Annotated in this window: 18 protein-coding genes; 8 read left to right on the top strand and 10 right to left on the bottom strand. The window is 41.1% G+C overall.

The window, feature by feature from the left end; genetic code table 11:
* Positions 1-33: 33 nt before the first annotated feature.
* Positions 34-1,398, bottom strand: a complete 1,365-nt coding sequence (locus LG375_RS05480) for a TrkH family potassium uptake protein (protein WP_269780036.1) — start codon at positions 1,396-1,398, stop codon at positions 34-36.
* 68 nt (positions 1,399-1,466) lie between these two features.
* A complete protein-coding gene (gene rsmG / locus LG375_RS05475) occupies positions 1,467-2,180 on the bottom strand; it encodes a 16S rRNA (guanine(527)-N(7))-methyltransferase RsmG (RefSeq protein ID WP_048673867.1) in 714 nt (237 codons plus the stop codon).
* Positions 2,181-2,478: 298 nt separating this feature from the next.
* On the opposite strand from rsmG, the gene LG375_RS05470 reads away from it, so the two are divergent.
* The 8 genes from LG375_RS05470 to LG375_RS05435 all read left to right on the top strand — a co-directional run bounded on the left by LG375_RS05470 (position 2,479) and on the right by LG375_RS05435 (position 10,174).
* Positions 2,479-3,015 (top strand): DUF177 domain-containing protein, encoded by a 537-nt coding sequence (locus LG375_RS05470; protein ID WP_037600313.1) that lies wholly within the window; start codon positions 2,479-2,481, stop codon positions 3,013-3,015.
* Positions 3,016-3,170: 155 nt separating this feature from the next.
* The gene (locus LG375_RS05465) at positions 3,171-3,860 is read left to right on the top strand and encodes a response regulator transcription factor (RefSeq protein ID WP_002883757.1); all 690 of its coding nucleotides are present in this window, start codon (positions 3,171-3,173) and stop codon (positions 3,858-3,860) included.
* Entirely contained in the window at positions 3,857-5,386 is a 1,530-nt protein-coding gene (locus tag LG375_RS05460) for a HAMP domain-containing histidine kinase (protein WP_002889963.1), read from the top strand. Before LG375_RS05465 ends, LG375_RS05460 begins: the two co-directional genes overlap by 4 nt.
* Positions 5,387-5,507: 121 nt before the next feature.
* On the top strand, positions 5,508-5,987 hold the full coding sequence (gene nrdR / locus LG375_RS05455; RefSeq protein WP_002883820.1) for a transcriptional regulator NrdR: 480 nt from the start codon (positions 5,508-5,510) through the stop codon (positions 5,985-5,987).
* A complete protein-coding gene (locus tag LG375_RS05450) occupies positions 5,984-7,159 on the top strand; it encodes a DnaD domain protein (protein WP_225745452.1) in 1,176 nt (391 codons plus the stop codon). Before nrdR ends, LG375_RS05450 begins: the two co-directional genes overlap by 4 nt.
* A gap of 3 nt (positions 7,160-7,162) precedes the next feature.
* Positions 7,163-8,065: a primosomal protein DnaI gene (gene dnaI, locus LG375_RS05445; RefSeq protein WP_225745451.1), complete on the top strand. Its 903-nt coding sequence runs from the start codon at positions 7,163-7,165 to the stop codon at positions 8,063-8,065.
* A 105-nt stretch (positions 8,066-8,170) separates the two neighbouring features.
* Positions 8,171-9,481, top strand: coding sequence for a ribosome biogenesis GTPase Der (der, locus tag LG375_RS05440; RefSeq protein ID WP_037597430.1), 1,311 nt, complete (start codon positions 8,171-8,173; stop codon positions 9,479-9,481).
* A gap of 63 nt (positions 9,482-9,544) precedes the next feature.
* Positions 9,545-10,174: a hypothetical protein gene (locus tag LG375_RS05435; RefSeq protein ID WP_037600318.1), complete on the top strand. Its 630-nt coding sequence runs from the start codon at positions 9,545-9,547 to the stop codon at positions 10,172-10,174.
* Between the two features lie 34 nt (positions 10,175-10,208).
* On the opposite strand, the gene serS is transcribed toward LG375_RS05435, so the two are convergent.
* The 8 genes from serS to LG375_RS05395 form a co-directional block, all read right to left on the bottom strand.
* A complete protein-coding gene (gene serS / locus LG375_RS05430) occupies positions 10,209-11,486 on the bottom strand; it encodes a serine--tRNA ligase (protein ID WP_037597435.1) in 1,278 nt (425 codons plus the stop codon).
* Between the two features lie 209 nt (positions 11,487-11,695).
* Positions 11,696-12,070, bottom strand: coding sequence for a DUF956 family protein (locus tag LG375_RS05425; protein ID WP_037600321.1), 375 nt, complete (start codon positions 12,068-12,070; stop codon positions 11,696-11,698).
* A gap of 79 nt (positions 12,071-12,149) precedes the next feature.
* A complete protein-coding gene (locus LG375_RS05420) occupies positions 12,150-13,061 on the bottom strand; it encodes a PTS system mannose/fructose/sorbose family transporter subunit IID (protein WP_037600324.1) in 912 nt (303 codons plus the stop codon).
* Positions 13,062-13,079: 18 nt separating this feature from the next.
* Positions 13,080-13,886 (bottom strand): PTS mannose/fructose/sorbose transporter subunit IIC, encoded by an 807-nt coding sequence (locus LG375_RS05415; protein WP_037600328.1) that lies wholly within the window; start codon positions 13,884-13,886, stop codon positions 13,080-13,082.
* A gap of 27 nt (positions 13,887-13,913) precedes the next feature.
* Positions 13,914-14,906: a PTS sugar transporter subunit IIB gene (locus LG375_RS05410; RefSeq protein ID WP_037600330.1), complete on the bottom strand. Its 993-nt coding sequence runs from the start codon at positions 14,904-14,906 to the stop codon at positions 13,914-13,916.
* A gap of 265 nt (positions 14,907-15,171) precedes the next feature.
* The gene (locus LG375_RS05405; RefSeq protein ID WP_014633902.1) at positions 15,172-15,558 is read right to left on the bottom strand and encodes a DUF956 family protein; all 387 of its coding nucleotides are present in this window, start codon (positions 15,556-15,558) and stop codon (positions 15,172-15,174) included.
* A 12-nt stretch (positions 15,559-15,570) separates the two neighbouring features.
* Positions 15,571-16,485 (bottom strand): PTS system mannose/fructose/sorbose family transporter subunit IID, encoded by a 915-nt coding sequence (locus tag LG375_RS05400; protein ID WP_002889984.1) that lies wholly within the window; start codon positions 16,483-16,485, stop codon positions 15,571-15,573.
* A gap of 15 nt (positions 16,486-16,500) precedes the next feature.
* The gene (locus LG375_RS05395; RefSeq protein ID WP_002886606.1) at positions 16,501-17,301 is read right to left on the bottom strand and encodes a PTS mannose/fructose/sorbose transporter subunit IIC; all 801 of its coding nucleotides are present in this window, start codon (positions 17,299-17,301) and stop codon (positions 16,501-16,503) included.
* Positions 17,302-17,308 lie beyond the last annotated feature (7 nt).

Here is a 17,308-nt window from a genome sequence, read left to right as displayed (position 1 = left end):
TCCTTTCAGAATATTGTCAATGAATAAAATTGTTTAGCCAACTGAAATATCAGTTGGGGCATAAGAGACATGCTTTTCTTTTTTGGTCATCAAGCTCAAGAGAACAGTGATAGGTCCAACACGGCCAATGAACATCAGAGACATGATAACGAGTCGTCCTAGAGTATTTAGATTAGGGGTCAAATCCATTGAAACACCAACGGTAGCAATGGCTGACACACTCTCAAAAAGTAGGCCTAGGGGCGATAGTGTAGGATTAGTCTCCAGCAAAATAACATAGCCGACAAAGAGCATTGTTAGGAAAAAGAGGATAACTGTGAATGCTTGCAAAACAGTCTTATTAGATATAATACGATTTCGAAAAACAACGCTCGAGTTACCAGATAGCTCTGACTTAAAAAGCAGGAACATGATAGTGGCAGTTGTCACCTTGATACCACCCGCAGTTCCTCCAGGACCACCCCCAATAATCATTTGAATCATAAAAAGAAGATTTGTGGAGAAATCGACATTGGTATAGGAAATAGTTGCAAAGCCAGCGGTACGCATGGTTACAGTCTGAAAGAAACTCACCAGAAGTTGTTGCCAGACATTGAGAGTACCGATTGTCTTAGAGTTATCCATTTCCAGTAACCAAGCAAGTAGTGTTCCTCCCAAGAGGAGACAGCCTGTACTTATAAGAACAAGACGGCTTTGATTGCTGAAAGGTCTACAAGCTAATTTCCAATTCCTTGGACGATCTTTAATATAACGTCGCAATAGTTGAATCAAATCAATCCAAACTGCAAATCCCAAACTTCCAGACATAATGAGAAAAGCTACAGCAAGGTTAATGGTTGGATTGGTTGCATAATCCTGTAAACTGTTAGAACCTAAGTTGTCAAATCCAGCATTACAAAAGGCAGAGACAGCTAGAAAGAGACTATTAAAAATGCCGTGACCAAGTCCAAAACGAGGAATGAAATCAGTCATAATCACAAGTGCTGCTAAAGCTTCAATAGAAAAAGTAATTTTATAGACCTTAAAAAGATAAGCTTTCAAATCTTTTTGGTTATCCCTGCTAAGTGCGGATTGAAGGAGATCTTGATCACTCAGTCCTAATTTATTTTTCAGGGTATAGGTGCTAAAGGCTATAAGAGAGACGAGCCCAAGTCCTCCCGTCTGCATGAGAAGCATAGAGAAAATTTGACCGAGACCATTGTAAGCCTTACTGACCGGGACAACAGAAAGTCCAGTTACACAGACCATTGACACAGTATTGAAGAGATGATCCAGGTAGCTTGTTTCTGGACTATTAGCATAGTGGCTTATGGGAAGGCTAAGTAAAATACTTCCCACTATAATGACAAAGACAAAGCTGAGCACCAGCTTTTGCGTGACAGAAAGACGATTGATCAATGAAAACCTCCGAGTTATCATAAGAGTAAATAATAATCCAAGGAGTAAGACACCTCCTTGGATAAACGTTATAGCGGCTTCTTGTTAGGAATTCCAGCACGACGTGGGTACTTATTAGGGGTTTCTTTTTTCTTATCGACAATAGTGACATTACGTCCATCCCCATTTGGCAGTCTGTAGTTCTCGTTGAGAATAGGCTTGGCAAAAAGCGAGTTCAAGGCATTTTTAGCATCGGCTAACTCTTCATCAGCTGCTGCAGCTTTAAGTGCAATAAGTTGTCCACCAACCTTCAAGAAAGGAATGGTCAATTCTGAGAGAACCTGCATGCGTGCGACGGCACGGGCAGTAACAATATCAAACTGAGCACGGAAGGCCTTGTCTTGTCCAAAATCCTCTGCACGTCCATGATAGAAGTGAACACCGCTGAGCTCAAGTTCATCAGCCAAGAGATTGAGGAAATTGATGCGTTTATTAAGAGAGTCGATGATAGTCACATCAAGCTCAGGGCAAAGGATTTTCATAGGGAGACTTGGAAATCCAGCTCCAGCTCCGATATCCAGAAGTCGAATACTTTGATTTTTAATATGCCCTTGAAGAACAGGAGCCAAAGAATCATAGAAATGTTTGAGGTAGACCTCGTCTCTTTCTGTGATTGCAGTAAGGTTGATCTTTTCGTTCCATTCTACCAAAAGTTCAAAGTAGCGTTGGAATTGGTCTTTTTGTTTTTGGCTGAGATCGAACCCCAGTTCTTTCAGAGCCTTGTAAAAATCTTCAGGTGTCATTATATATTCCTTTTATCTAGTTTCAATGCTCTTATTTTACCATAATTAAGAGCTTTCATCTAACTCTATAGGACAGATGGAAACTGGGTCCGAGTAAGTTCCTCATTAGCTTTGAAAAAAGTTCTAAGTTTAAGAAATATGTAATATTAAAGGTGTTATTTTTTCTTAAAAATTTGATATAATACTAATTAAGTCTAAAATCATAATCATGCTCTCTAATGAAAAGTGAATGTAGGGGATTATGGTCTTGTGGATTGAAAATAGATCCCTATGGGGAAATTTAAATTGAGGATTAAGAATGATTTATCTTTCAGAAGTTAGAAAGTCTCCAGAGGGGCTCGCCTTTACCGAAGCACCTTCTTTGTTGGAGTCTATTAAAGAACGCTATGATCAAGTTTTAAATCTTGAACAGATTCAAGCAAGTGGTCAGGTAGCCTATGATAATGGCTTGTACCTTTTGGACTATCAACTTAGCTATGATATTACCTTGCCATCTAGCCGTTCACTTGAACCTGTGACACTTAGCTTTAACTATCCGGTTTCAGAAACCTTTATACAAGAGGCAGATGCAGCTCTTCAAAAGGAATTAGTCGAAGAAAATCTAGTTCTTATCTTGGATGGGGATACCATTAATCTTGATGAGAGTATTCTAGATAATATTCTTCTTAATATTCCTTTGAGAGTACTAACACCTGAGGAAGAATCAGGACAAATTTCGCTCTCAGGTAATGACTGGGAAGTCTTGTCAGAAGAGGATTTTGCCGCACTTCAACAGGAGAAAAAAGAAGCAAGTAATCCCTTTGCCCAATTGAACGGTCTATTTGACGAAAATTAATTCAAAAAAATAAACTAAAAATGTTTGACAATTTTAAAAAACTGTATTATTATATCATTAGAAGTTAATTTTCGGATTTATTTATAGGGTAAATCTACAGACTTTTTAAGGGAAATAGAAGTCAAAAAATTTTAAGAAAGTGGTAAATACTTATTATGAGCAAACGCATTTTGATTGTTGAAGATGAGAAAAACCTTGCTCGTTTTGTCTCTCTTGAACTTCAACACGAAGGATACGACGTTGTGACAGCAGACAACGGACGTGAAGGACTTGAAATGGCACTCGAGAAAGATTTCGATCTTATTCTCTTGGACCTTATGTTGCCTGAGATGGACGGTTTTGAAGTAACACGTCGTCTCCAACAAGAAAAAGATACTTATATTATGATGATGACAGCCCGCGATTCAATCATGGACATTGTTGCTGGTTTGGACCGTGGTGCTGATGACTATATTGTAAAACCTTTTGCGATTGAAGAACTATTGGCACGTATTCGTGCAACCTTCCGTCGCCAAGATATTGAAGCTGCTAAGAATGCACCAGCTAAAGCGTCAACTTATCGTGATTTGAAATTGGATGTTCAAAACCGTACAGTTGTTCGTGGTGATGAAGCAATTCCATTGACAAAACGTGAGTTTGATTTGTTGAACACACTTTTGAGCAATATGAACCAAGTGATGACCCGTGAGGAACTCTTGCTTCAAGTTTGGAAATATGATGATGCAATCGAAACAAACGTTGTAGATGTTTATATTCGTTACTTGCGTGGAAAAATCGATGTTCCAGGTAAGGAATCATACATTCAAACAGTGCGAGGAATGGGTTACGTTATCCGTGAAAAATGAGTAAATTACAAGATAAATTATTTGGTAAAGTAACCATTAGAAAAAAGTTGACCATGACAACTGCTGTGGTCTTCTTTCTTGTATTGTCGATGTTCACTCTGGTTGTTGTTTTCTCGGCCAATACGCTTCTTTTGCAACGTGAACGTCAAAATGTAAATAACACAATTTCGAAAGTTGTTACTTATATCGAAAAGGACTGGGATTCTGATGAAGAGTTGAGTCCAGAACCGCTTTTAGCGGCCCTTTATTCGCCTAAAAATATCTATGCATCAATCATTAATGGTGTGCTTTCTGAAAAGCACTCTTTGGATGGTCAAGTTGCAATTTCTAATAAATTATTTTCTAACCAATCTGTTTTTGTTTATGACAAAAAGGGAACGTTTATCTTTACTTCTGAGGAAAACACAGACTCTCCTCCAGGCATGTCTGAAGTAAACAAACTGAAGTCAGTGTCCTATAAAGGAAAGCGTGGTTTCTTACTACAAGTTCCAATTTACGGTAAGGATAAAAAGACCATCGTTGGTTATGCCCAGATTTTCCATGATTTGGAATTCTACTATGCTCTGAAAGAGCGTTTGATTTTCTTATTGATTTTCCTAGAAGTGGGGATGACGGTCCTAGTTATCGCAGCAACTGTGGTTGTCTTGACATCTATTCTTCGTCCGATGAGACAGTTGCACGAAACGATGGGAGTTATCACCGATTCGCCAAGTGATTTGGAACTTCGTTCTAAGATTGAAAGTCACGATGAAATTGGTGATTTGGCGGTTAACTTTAACCGTATGATGGATAAAATCCAAGAAAATAATCAGATGCAGATGCGTTTCTTGAGTGACGTCAGTCATGAATTACGTACGCCGATTGCGGTTATCAAGGGCCATATGGACCTCTTGCAACGTTGGGGTAAAAATGACCCTGAGATTCTTGAGGAGAGTCTTGAGGCTGCAAGTCACGAGGCCAACCGTATGACGATTATGATTAATGATATGTTGGATTCTATCCGTGTCAAAGGATCATTTGAAAATCATAGAAATGATACGTGTGATTTGAATTCTTCAATCCGTACGGTTATTGGTAACTTCCGTGTCTTGCATGAAGATTACCAATTCTATCTCAATGATTTTGAGAGCTCAGAGCGTCCAGCACAGATTTACAGCCAACACTTTGAACAGGCGATTACTATTTTGATTGATAATGCGGTCAAGTATTCTCCTGTTAACAAGGAAATCCAGGTTACAATTAAGGCTCTAGAAGATGAAATGTTGGTACAAGTACAAGATAATGGTGAAGGGATTTCTAAAGAAGATATTGAGCATATCTTTGAACGTTTCTATCGTTCAGATAAGGCACGTAACCGTACGACAACGCAATCTGGTGTCGGTATTGGTTTGTCAATCCTTTACCAAATTGTGGAAGCTTATCGCTGCCGTATCGATGTTAGTTCTGAACTTGGTGTTGGAACACGTTTCGACCTTTACATTCCATTTGCGGATGGAGAAACGACGACACCTCAACTTGAGCTTTAAATCAATTTATAAGAGTCTTAGAGTGATTCTTGGTCGTGAGCGCGCCTCGTTTAGAGCGTGCTTTTTGTGTGTTTTTATGGTAAAATAGAGTACCGAATTTCAAAGATTGGTGGTGAAGTGCATGCGTTGTCCAAAATGTCAACATAATAAATCTAGTGTTATCGATAGCCGTCAGGCAGAGGATGGGAATACCATTCGTCGTCGTCGTGAGTGTGATTCTTGTCATGCTCGTTTTACAACTTTTGAGCGTGTGGAAGAAGTTCCACTTTTGGTTGTCAAAAAAGACGGTACTCGTGAACAATTCTCTCGCGATAAGATTTTCAATGGTATCTTGATGAGTGCTCAGAAGCGTCCGGTTTCTAGTGAGGATATCGAAAATGCCATCACCCGTATTGAGCAAAATATTCGCCGTAACCATGATGGAGAGGTTGATAGTGATGTCATTGGGAATTTAGTGATGAAAGAACTCGCTGACCTTGATGAAATTACTTATGTACGTTTTGCTAGTGTCTACCGTTCTTTCAAAGATGTTGATGAGATTGAAGAGTTACTTCAAGAAATCACCAAGACTGTACGTGCGAAAAAAGAGTCTAAAAAATGAGACCTATTGAAGAATTTGTCTATGTTGGTAATCAGGTTATCGTTCCCGATCAGGCAAGTTTAATGCGTTGCTATTATCCCATTATTGGGAGTGAGGGATACGCTCTCTACCAGTATTTCGTGGCTTTTTATGACAATGGTAATCGCCGCCATAAGTTTGCGGCTATTCTGAATCACCTTAACTTTGGAATGCAGCCCCTTCAAGAAGCACTGGCGGTTCTGACAGCAGTAGATCTCTTGGCCTTTTACCAGTCACCTCAAGGGTTTTATGTGATAGAGCTTAAGTCTCCCTTAACAATTGAGCAGTTTCTAAAACATGCCGTTTATAGTTCACTTCTCGAGCAAAAGATTAGTGAACCAGCAGTAGACGCTTTGAAACCGGTAGGTCTCCAAGGATTGCAAGATTTATCTAAACGTTTTTCGGATGTTTTTACCGATGAGCGTTTGGCTCAAAAGTCTGTGTCTGAAATCAAGCCTAAAAATTCATTTGATTTAACTAGTTTTAGGAATCGGATGCAGGCCGATGGTCTTGTCTTTACAGATGAAAAGACAGATGTGCCTGAAATATATAAATTGTCTGAGACTCATGGCATGAATTGGTATGATACCTATCTCTTAGCTAAAAAGACAGCCGTCAACCACCAGATTATTGTCAAGCGTATGCAGGTGCAATTAGAGCAGGCACAAACTCAAAAATTGGGTGGTGACTCTGCTTTGACGGAGACTGAGAAAAAAATTCTTAAAGCGGTTAGGTCCGAAAAGCCTATAGATTACTTACAGGGTGCCAAAGGTCCAAGCGGGACTGTTACTAATTCTGAGAAGCAGATTCTCACGGATTTAGCACAAAGAGGCTTTATGGATGAGGTTATTAACCTCATGGTTGCTTACAGTTTGGGACGGACACGTTCGACGAATGTGAATCGAGAGTATATCTCTAAACTTGCTAACGACTTTGACTTTAAGAACATCCTCACTGCTGAACAAGGGCTTTTAGCTTTGCGTAGTGGTTACGACAAGAAATCACAACAAGCAAAAGTTGATTCTAAGAAGAAAACAAATGTGCCGAGCTGGAGTAATCCAAATTATGATAATCAAACCAGTCAGGCTGATCAGGCTAAGTTGGATGAAATTCGACGTCGGGCTTTGGCAAAACTAGAAAAAGGAAAGGAGTAGCCTATGGAAAGAGTTGGACAAACCCTAAACCGAACAGGGCATCATGGGTCTGGCAATGCAACAGATTTAACGAAGCAAATTTTGGCGGATCCAAGAGTGGTTAGCTTTATTCAAGAGCATAGCCTAAGCCAGGATGAAATCAAACGTAGTCTTCCTAAGTTTAATCAATTCCTGGTGGAATGCCGTAAGGTCAAAGAAGGTGATGCCTCCTATATTGCTAAAGGGTATGAGCCGATTCTGACCATGAATGAAGGCTACGCTGATGTGACCTATAAGGAGACGCGTCAGCTCAAAGAGCAACAGGAACAACAGGCTATCGCTAAACGGATTAATTTGGTGAGTCTGCCTCAGTCTTATCGTAAGATTACCTTTGCGGATATTGCTCTAGATGATGTGGCGCGTGTGAATACCTTTGAGAGTCTCGTGGATTTTGTGGCGAATTACCCTAGTCCAGACCAGAAAGGCCTCTACATCTACGGGGACATGGGGGTTGGAAAATCCTTCATGTTGGCTGCTATGGCTCATGAACTTTCCGAAACCAAGAAGGTTGCGACGACCATTATTCATTACCCATCTTTTACCATTGATGTTAAAAATGGAATTAAGGACGGTTCTGTCAAGGAACAAATAGACGCTGTCAAACAAGCAGAAGTTTTGGTTCTAGATGATATTGGTGCAGAGCAATTTTCTTCTTGGATTAGGGATGATGTTTTGCAAGTCATCCTCCAGCATCGTATGATTGAAGAGCTGCCTACTTTCTTTACGTCTAACTATAGTTTTGCGGATTTAGAAGCTAAGCTATCCAATGGACGTCAAGGAGACGAGACTTGGCAGGCCAAACGTGTGATGGAGCGTATTCGTTTTCTTGCCAAAGAGGTTCACTTGAAGGGTGTTAATCGCCGCTAAGTTGAATCTCATAATGATAAAGAATAAGAGAGTTTGCTTCCCTTGGTGGAAGTGAGACTGCTAAATGAAGAAAGGAATCCCTATTTTTATCAGGGACTTAAACATATGACATTACCTACAGTTGCTATCGTGGGTCGCCCAAATGTTGGGAAATCGACCCTATTTAACCGAATTGCGGGTGAACGTATCTCTATCGTCGAAGACGTTGAAGGGGTAACACGTGACCGTATTTATACCTCTGCTGAATGGCTTAATCGCCAGTTTAGCTTGATTGATACTGGTGGTATCGATGATGTTGATGCACCATTTATGGAACAAATTAAGCACCAAGCTGACATCGCCATGACTGAAGCTGACGTTATTGTCTTTGTCGTTTCAGGTAAGGAAGGCGTGACAGATGCGGACGAGTACGTTGCCCGTATTCTTTATAAGACCAACAAGCCAGTTATCTTGGCGGTAAATAAAGTGGATAACCCTGAGATGCGTGCAGATATCTATGATTTCTATTCTCTTGGTCTTGGTGATCCCTATCCAGTTTCATCTGTTCACGGTATCGGTACAGGGGATGTTCTCGACGCTATCGTTGAAAATCTCCCAACAGAAGTTGAAGAAGAAAATCCAGATATCATCCGTTTCAGTTTGATTGGACGTCCAAATGTCGGAAAATCAAGTTTGATTAACGCCATTTTGGGGGAGGACCGTGTAATTGCTAGCCCAATTGCTGGTACGACTCGCGATGCCATTGATACAAACTTTGTGGATAGTGAAGGTCAAGAGTATACCATGATTGACACCGCTGGTATGCGTAAATCTGGTAAGGTTTATGAAAATACAGAGAAATACTCTGTCATGCGTTCTATGCGTGCTATTGACCGTTCTGATGTTGTCCTTATGGTTATCAATGCCGAGGAAGGTATCCGTGAGTATGACAAGCGTATTGCTGGTTTTGCCCATGAAGCCGGTAAAGGGATTATCATCGTAGTTAACAAATGGGATACGATTAAGAAGGACAACCATACTGTTGCTAACTGGGAAGCGGATATCCGTGAGCAGTTCCAATTTTTGAGCTATGCACCAATTATCTTTGTATCGGCTGAAACTAAACAACGTCTTAACAAGTTGCCAGAGATGATTAAACGCATCAGTGAGAGTCAAAATCGTCGTATTTCATCGGCTGTCTTGAATGATGTTATCATGGATGCCATTGCCATCAACCCAACACCAACTGACAAAGGAAAACGCCTTAAGATTTTCTACGGCACACAAGTTTCGGTTAAACCACCAACATTTGTTATCTTTGTCAATGAAGAAGAGCTTATGCACTTCTCATACATGCGTTTCTTGGAAAATCAAATTCGTCAGGCCTTTGGTTTTGAAGGAACACCAATCCACTTGATTGCTCGTAAACGTAAATAAAAAAGAGACCAACCAGAATAGAATCTTTATGGGTTGGTCTTTTGTCATTGTAAGGAGAAAATGATGTTAGAAAATATTAAAGCTTATTTATCTAAACAAGGGGTTAAGTATATCAAACCTGAAAAAGCGGGTCCGCATCAAGAAGAGATGGAAGTGCTCAAGGCACTTGGTCAAGCAGCTCGTAAGGAAATGCAGACTTTGTCAAAAGTTTTAGAGGAGCGTTTGGCACCCCTTAAGATGGATCGTGTCAGTAATTGGGCCAATCAGGCACAAATATGTCGCCCACACTTTTGGTGCTATTATAGGGCCCCTGAGGACAGTTTAGACGATGTTGCCATGGCGATTCGCCTTTATGGTCAGCCTAAAAAATGGGGGATTTCAGTTGAGGTTAGCTTTGTCGAACGGAAAAAATCAGATACCACACTAGCGAAGCAACATAAGGTCCTAGACTTACCGATTGCCCCCTCTCTATACTATTTTGCCCAGGAAGATGGTGTCAGTCATCGTGTAGAAGGAACTGAAGAGAATCGTCAGATGCTTAAAGCAGCAGTTAGAGATGGTCGTATCCGCAAGGTATTGGTTAAGTATGATGTGGTAGTGACTACTAGTAAAACTATGGAAGAGTTAGTAGAAGAGCTTGCTGATGGATTTGATAAGTTGAAACCCTATTTCGAGAAAGCTAATAAAAACTAAAAAATCTCCAGGTTCTTTCTGGAGATTTTCCTTGTTATTTTGGTGCGATTACTTCAGCACCGCCCATATAAGGACGAAGAACTTCAGGGATAGTTACTGAACCATCTTCGTTTTGGTAGTTTTCAAGGATAGCAGCTACTGTACGTCCAACAGCAAGTCCTGAACCGTTGAGGGTGTGAAGAAGTTTTACTTTACCATCAGCTTCGTCACGATAGCGGATTTGTGCACGACGAGCTTGGAAATCTTCTGTGTTTGAACATGAAGAAATTTCGCGGTAAGTGTTTTGTGCTGGAATCCAAACTTCCAAGTCGTAGGTTTTAGCAGCTGAGAATCCCATATCGCCAGTACATAAAGTGATGACACGGTATGGCAAGTTAAGTTTTTGAAGGATATTTTCAGCGTTAACTACCATTTTTTCCAATTCATCGTATGAGCTTTCTGGTTTTGAGAATTTGACCATTTCAACCTTGTGGAATTGGTGAAGACGGATCAATCCACGTGTATCACGACCAGCTGAACCAGCTTCTGAACGGAATGAAGGGCTCATGGCTGTGAAGTAGATTGGCAATTCTTTACCATCAAGGATTTCACCGCGGTAGTAGTTTGTCAAAGGAACTTCAGCGGTTGGGATAAGGACGTAGTCAGTACCGTCAAGCTCGAAAGTATCTTCCTTGAATTTTGGATATTGACCAGTACCGAACATTGAGTCGTGGTTAACCATGTAAGGTGTGATCATTTCAGTGTAGCCTTCTTTAGCGTGCTCATCCAACATAAAGTTGTAAATCGCACGTTCCAATTTTGCTCCAAGTCCTTTGTAGAAAAGGAAGCGGGAACCAGTGACTTTAGCACCACGTTCCCAATCTAGGATACCAAGGTCTTCCCCAAGATCCCAGTGAGCTTTAACTTCAAAATCAAAGTCACGAGGTGTTCCCCAACGGCGAACTTCTACGTTTTCGTCTTCGTCAGCACCTACTGGAACAGAGTCGTTTGGTGTATTTGGGAGTGTCACAACGATGGCATTAAGCTTTTCATCGATAGCAGCAAGTTCGGCATCAATTTCCTTAATTTCTGCAGAAACTTTTTGCATGGCTGCAATTTGTTCTGAAGCATCTTCTTTGTTACGTTTAGCTTGAGCGATACCATCTGAAGCGATATTACGTTGAGCTTTGAGTTCTTCAGATTTGATAAGAAGCTCACGGCGTTTAACATCAAGCTCTTTAAGTTCATTTAAAGTTTCAGCAGCAACCCCACGTGTAGCCAATTTTTCGGCAAGGGCATCGAAGTCGTTACGAATACGTTTTACATCTAACATAAGTTCCTCCAAAAAGTAAAACACTCCAGTGAAAGTGTTGGAGTGACATGAGCCACGGTTCCATCCAACTTCACAGGAGTGCACTTGTTTATGTTTTTAATTATTAGAAACGGTAGAATTTCGTAGGTTAACCCTACCTGCTCGCAGCAACCGCAGGCTTTCTGAAAGGATCTAGCTAGTACTTATCCGTCTGTTATATTATACAAAAATTATGATTTTTTGGCAAATAAACCTTTGATACGAGCACCAATGGTTTGGATGAGAGTAGGTAATTTAACAACTTTTTCATTGCCAAGATGTTCCCTAGCAATCTTTAGAATCTTCCCAGAATCTTTAGAGGCAAAGAGGAATTTGCTCTTGTCGGTTAAAATTTCAAAATGACGGCTAACTTTACGCCCGGAGACATTGGCTCCAATTTGTTCAATTTCTTTCCATGGAATTTGGACGTAGTCTTCAACATTGGCATCTGCATAAAATTCGAAAGCAACATCCCCAACTAAAATTTTTCCAACCTTACCTCCAACACCTAGATAAGAGACTCCAGTGGTATGGAACTCAACGGTTTTATTCTGCGATTGTGCCATGCTCTCCTCCTGTAACAATATTCATTTCATTATACCATAATAAAAAGAAGGTTTCGGCCTTCTTTTTATTGATCTTTACTTACATCAAGCCCGTAACGTGTGCCAAGACACCGATGACAAATAAAGCAATAATGATTAGGATTGGAGATACTTTCTTCTTAAGCAACCACATACAAGCAAAAGTAAGAAGCAATCCCATCAAACCAGGAATTAATGAATCCAAGTTATCTTGGAAAGTTGTTACTTTTGTAGGTGTTTGAGAAAGTCCTTGACCAACTTGAGCGAAGGCTTCTTGAATTCCTTTAAATCCATCAGGAAGTTTATCCCAGTGGATATAGGCTTTTTCGTCTAATTTGACAGAAGAAACATTGAAGACAAATTTAATAGATACCCAACGTTCTACCAAGACAGCAAGGATAAACATCCCGAGGATAGAAGCTCCTTTAGTGATGTCTTGCAAGATTCCACCAGACATATCTTTGGTAATTTCAGAACCTGCTTTGTATCCGAGTTCTTGAGTATACCATAAGAAGGCCATACGAATTGCATTCCATGCGAAGAAGAAGATAATTGGACCTAGGATATTACCTGACAAAGCAAGGGAAGCTCCAAGTGCTCCAAGGATTGGACGAACTGTGAACCAGAAGACTGGATCTCCGATACCAGCCAAAGGTCCCATCATACCAATTTTAACCCCTTGGATAGCAGCATCATCAATAGCAGCACCGTTTGCTTTTTCTTCTTCCAAAGCAAGGGTTACTCCAAGGATTGGTGCAGCAACATATGGATGAGTGTTGAAGAACTCCATGTGACGCTCAAGAGCAGCCGCTTGGTCTTCTTTGTTAGTATAAAGTTTTTTGATAGCAGGAATGAGTGAGTAAGCCCAACCCAAGTTTTGCATCCGTTCATAGTTCCAAGAACCTTGCAAGAAGGTTGAACGCCACCAAACTTTTTGACGATCTGATTTAGATAGTTGTAATTTTTCAGTCATGATAGTGTCACACCTTTCTTAATAGTCTTCGAGAATATCGCCGATTGGGTCGCCTGAACCAGATGAATTTCCGCCACCATTTCCGCCACCTTGTTTAGAAAGGTTGAGGTAGATGAAGGCAATAGCGACGCCGATAGCACCAAGAGCGATAAGTGTCAAATTACTAATAGCTGCAAGTGCAAAACCAATAGCGAAGAATGGCCAAACTTCACGGCTTGCCATCATGTTGATAACCATGGCATAACCAACAGCTACAACCATACCCCCACCGATTTGCATACCATCAGAGAGCCATTTTGGCATTGTTTCAAGAGCAGTTTTAACGGTATCAGCAGGGATCATCAACAAGAGAGCTGCAGGAATCGCGATACGAAGGCCTTGAAGAAGAAGTGCTACAAAGTGCGCACGTTCAACTCCTTTGATATCCCCTTTTTTAGCAGCGGCATCAGCAGTGTGAACCAAACCAACAGAGAGGGTACGCACGATCATTGTCAAGAAAAGACCGGCAACGGCAAGGGGGATGGCGACCCCTTGTGCAACAGCAATCCCTTTGGCAGTGAAGTCACCACCAAGAACCATGATAATTGCAGCAGCAACAGAGGCAAGAGCAGCATCCGGCGCAACTGCAGCACCGATGTTAGCCCATCCTAGTGCGATTAATTGAAGTGATCCACCAAGCATGATACCTGCAGTGAGGTTACCTGTAGCAGCACCGATAAGGGTACATGCAACAAGTGGTTGGTGGAATTGGAATTGGTCAAGGATACCTTCAAGACCTGCTAAGAAGGCAACAACAACCACTAATATCATAGAAATAATAGACATGTTAAAAATCCTTTCGTAAGTAATCGATTATTGAACGTTAGCTTTCTTGATAAGGTCAAACAAGTCTTTCTTAGAATCGTTTGGAACCTTACGGACGTCAAATTCAACGCCAAGGTCACGTAATTTTTCGAAGCAAGCAACATCGTCTTTATCCATAGACAAAACGTTGTTAACCATTGTTTTACCAGTTGAGTGAGCCATAGAACCAACGTTAAGTTCTTTGATTGGTACGCCACCTTCGATAGCACGAAGTGCGTCTTGAACAGTTTCGAACAAGATAAGCGCATGTGTGTTACCAAAACGTGGGTCTTTAGAAGCATCAATCAATTTTTGAATTGGGACAACATTTGCTTTCACACTATTTGGTGCCGCTTGCTTAATCAACTCTTTGCGAAGTTCATCTTTAGCAACTGAGTCTGAAGCAACGATAATTCGATTTGCTTTTGAATCAGGAGTCCAAGCAGTAGCGACTTGTCCATGAAGTAGACGAGTATCGAGACGAGCAAGGTTAATCTTGAGTTTACCATCTCCGATGACTGTTCCTTCTGGAATAGCTCCTTGAGGTGCAGCAGCTTCCGCAGGAGCTGCAGTTGTTTCCTCAACTGGATTTAGCTCCTCTGGAAGTGCCTTGATACCACCCTTAGCTTCCTTGATGATATTAGCAGCAACTTGCTCTGCAGTAGCGTTAGCATCCATCATACGTTCAGTGTATGCTTGGATTAGCATTGGCAAGTTTAGTCCTGTGATGATAGCAATCTTGCGATCTGGATTTTCTCCAGCAATTCGGCTGGCTTGGTTAAATGGTGAACCAGACCAAAGGTCAGCCAAAACAAGAATTTCATCATCAGCATCGAATTGTGCAATGGCGTCGTTGAAGTGAGCGTACAAATCATCAGGACCTTCACTTGGCATGAAAGTTACGACTTGAACTTTCTCTTGGTCTCCAAAAATCATAGAGCCTGATTGGTGGATTCCTTCAGCGAACTTACCATGGCTGGCAATAATAATACCGATACCCATTCGTGTTCTCCTCCTTATAAATTATTTTTTCCTAGGCTTAAAAAGACTATCTCCGATTTTTTTCAAGACGCTAAAAAAAGCGTCTCTCAATCTTTTTAAACATAAGAAATCAAGAACAATTATATTGTAAAACGCTTTCACGTAAATGTCAATAGCTAGTGAGATAAAATTTCAAAAGAAGTCAATTTCTTTCAAAAATGAGCAAAATATTATAAAAAGATTGCCCAACCATTAGATTGGGCAATCTTTTTATAATATTCGGAGATTATTTCTTCTTGACAATGAGTCGGAAAAGATTCTTAAAGCCTTGTTTGAGAACAACGATGAAGCTAGGTGCTTTTCTTAAACTTTCTCGAGGAATTCTTTTTTGAATTTCTTTCAAAGTTATTCGGCTTTTTCGACTGGCAAAACGGAAACGTCCATTTTGCTTAGTACGGATTTCAAAGCGTGGGATGAATTTACCACCGAAGTAGACATCGGCAATCACATAAGTGATTTCATCCCAAGGAATTTGAACGTAGTCTTGTAACTTCGTATCATTGTAAAATTCGAAAGCCTTATCTCCGACCATGATATTTCCGTAAATAGGCCCTTCACGAAACCAAGTTCCCTTAGTTGTGTGAGCCATTTCGGTATTGAGCGATTTAACCATACCTTGCTCCGATTAGAGTACACCAATAATGTGGAGCACAATAGCTAGAACAAAGATACCCAAAATGATAACGATTGGAGAAACTTTTCTCTTAAGAAGGTACATACAGAGGAAAGTCAAACCAAGGGCAGCAAGACCAGGAATCAATTGGTTCAAGTTATCTTGCAAGGTTGTCACCTTGTTGGCTTCGAGTGATTTACCAGCAGCTTGTTCTAGGAAGGCTGCTTTAACACCGGCAATACCTTTTGGAAGTTTATCCCAATCGATATAAGCACCTTCTTGTTGTTTAACAACAGAGACAACTGGTGTGAAGGTAATGCTTACCCAACGTTGGATAAGAGAACCGATAACGAACATCCCCATCATTGATGCGCCACGAGTTACTTGTTGAAGAAGGTTACCTGACAAGTCGTCTGTAATCGCAGTACCAGCACGGTAACCGAATTCTTGAGTATACCATTTAACGGCAGCTACCATAACGTTCCAGAGAACGAAGAAGACGATTGGGCCTAGGACGTTACCTGAAACAGCCAAACCTGCTCCTAGTGAAAGGAAGATTGGACGAAGGGTAAACCAGAAGAGAGGGTCACCGGCACCTGCAAGAGGTCCCATCATACCGACCTTAACCCCTGAGATAGCAGCATCATCGATCTCAGCACCGTTGGCACGTTCTTCTTCCAAGGCAAGTGTAACCCCAAAGATTGGGTTAGCCATGAAAGGTTGTGTATTAAAGAATTCCAAGTGACGCTTAAGCGCAGCAGCACGTTCTTCTTTAGTTTGATAAAGTTTTTTGATTGCAGGAATAAGGGTGTAAGCCACACCACCGTTTTGCATACGTTCATAGTTGAATGAAGCTAAAAGGAAGTATGAGCGCAAGAAAGCTTTGAAACGATCTGCTTTTGTTAATTTAATTTTTGAATCAGCCATTTTCTTTCCTCCTAATTAAAAGTCTTCCAGAATTTCACCGAGGGGATCACCTGATCCTCCATCATTTGAAGAACCATTTGAACCACTAGCTTCAAGTGCAAGGTACATAACGGCAAGACAGAGACCGATGATACCCAAGCTAATCAAGGTCAACTCTTTGAGGGCAGCCAAAGCAAAACCAAGGAAGAAGAATGGCCAAACTTCGCGACTAGACATCATGTTGATAACCATGGCATAACCAACGGCTACAACCATACCACCACCGATTGTCATACCTGATTTTAACCATTCAGGCATAGCTTCAAGACCAGATTGTACGAGGTGTGCAGGAATCAAGAGCAAGAGGAGGGCAGGGATAGCAACACGGAGACCTTGAAGGGCCATACCGATAAAGTGCCATCTTTCAACACCAGCGATATCAGCAGCTTCTGCACGGCTATCCATAATATGAGCGATGAAGACAGTTGCTGTACGGACAACCATTGTCAAGGCAAGACCGGCAACAGCCAAAGGCACCGCAAGGGCGATGGCAGGACCAATCCCTTTAGTTCCTTGACCACCCAAGATAAGGATGATTGTAGAAGCTACAGCGGCAAGTGAGGCATCTGGTGCCATGGCAGCACCAACGTTAGCCCATCCCATAGTGATCAACTGTAAGCTACCACCCAACATTACGCCGAGTTCGAGATGACCAGTAACAAGACCGATAAGGGAACAAGCCACAACTGGTTGGTATGTTTCAATTTGGTCGTTAACTGAGCTACAACCGATGATGAAAGCAACAATTACGACTAAAATAATTTGTACTAAACTCATTTATGCA

Origin of the sequence: Streptococcus sp. Marseille-Q3604, assembly GCF_916619785.1 — a bacterium.
In the GTDB taxonomy this organism is placed as follows: Bacteria; Bacillota; Bacilli; order Lactobacillales; family Streptococcaceae; genus Streptococcus.
This window is presented reverse-complemented; position numbering and strand designations above follow the sequence as displayed.

Bases quoted from the DNA above. Each gene is read 5' to 3' on its own strand.
- LG375_RS05450 (WP_225745452.1), top strand. From the start codon at position 5,984: ATGAGACCTATTGAAGAATTTGTCTATGTTGGTAATCAGGTTATCGTT.
- rsmG (WP_048673867.1), bottom strand. From the start codon at position 2,180: ATGACACCTGAAGATTTTTACAAGGCTCTGAAAGAACTGGGGTTCGAT.
- serS (WP_037597435.1), bottom strand. From the start codon at position 11,486: ATGTTAGATGTAAAACGTATTCGTAACGACTTCGATGCCCTTGCCGAA.
- der (WP_037597430.1), top strand. From the start codon at position 8,171: ATGACATTACCTACAGTTGCTATCGTGGGTCGCCCAAATGTTGGGAAA.
- LG375_RS05410 (WP_037600330.1), bottom strand. From the start codon at position 14,906: ATGGGTATCGGTATTATTATTGCCAGCCATGGTAAGTTCGCTGAAGGA.
- LG375_RS05425 (WP_037600321.1), bottom strand. From the start codon at position 12,070: ATGGCACAATCGCAGAATAAAACCGTTGAGTTCCATACCACTGGAGTC.
- LG375_RS05460 (WP_002889963.1), top strand. From the start codon at position 3,857: ATGAGTAAATTACAAGATAAATTATTTGGTAAAGTAACCATTAGAAAA.
- LG375_RS05420 (WP_037600324.1), bottom strand. From the start codon at position 13,061: ATGACTGAAAAATTACAACTATCTAAATCAGATCGTCAAAAAGTTTGG.
- LG375_RS05470 (WP_037600313.1), top strand. From the start codon at position 2,479: ATGATTTATCTTTCAGAAGTTAGAAAGTCTCCAGAGGGGCTCGCCTTT.
- nrdR (WP_002883820.1), top strand. From the start codon at position 5,508: ATGCGTTGTCCAAAATGTCAACATAATAAATCTAGTGTTATCGATAGC.
- LG375_RS05415 (WP_037600328.1), bottom strand. From the start codon at position 13,886: ATGTCTATTATTTCTATGATATTAGTGGTTGTTGTTGCCTTCTTAGCA.
- dnaI (WP_225745451.1), top strand. From the start codon at position 7,163: ATGGAAAGAGTTGGACAAACCCTAAACCGAACAGGGCATCATGGGTCT.
- LG375_RS05465 (WP_002883757.1), top strand. From the start codon at position 3,171: ATGAGCAAACGCATTTTGATTGTTGAAGATGAGAAAAACCTTGCTCGT.
- LG375_RS05405 (WP_014633902.1), bottom strand. From the start codon at position 15,558: ATGGTTAAATCGCTCAATACCGAAATGGCTCACACAACTAAGGGAACT.
- LG375_RS05395 (WP_002886606.1), bottom strand. From the start codon at position 17,301: ATGAGTTTAGTACAAATTATTTTAGTCGTAATTGTTGCTTTCATCATC.
- LG375_RS05400 (WP_002889984.1), bottom strand. From the start codon at position 16,485: ATGGCTGATTCAAAAATTAAATTAACAAAAGCAGATCGTTTCAAAGCT.
- LG375_RS05435 (WP_037600318.1), top strand. From the start codon at position 9,545: ATGTTAGAAAATATTAAAGCTTATTTATCTAAACAAGGGGTTAAGTAT.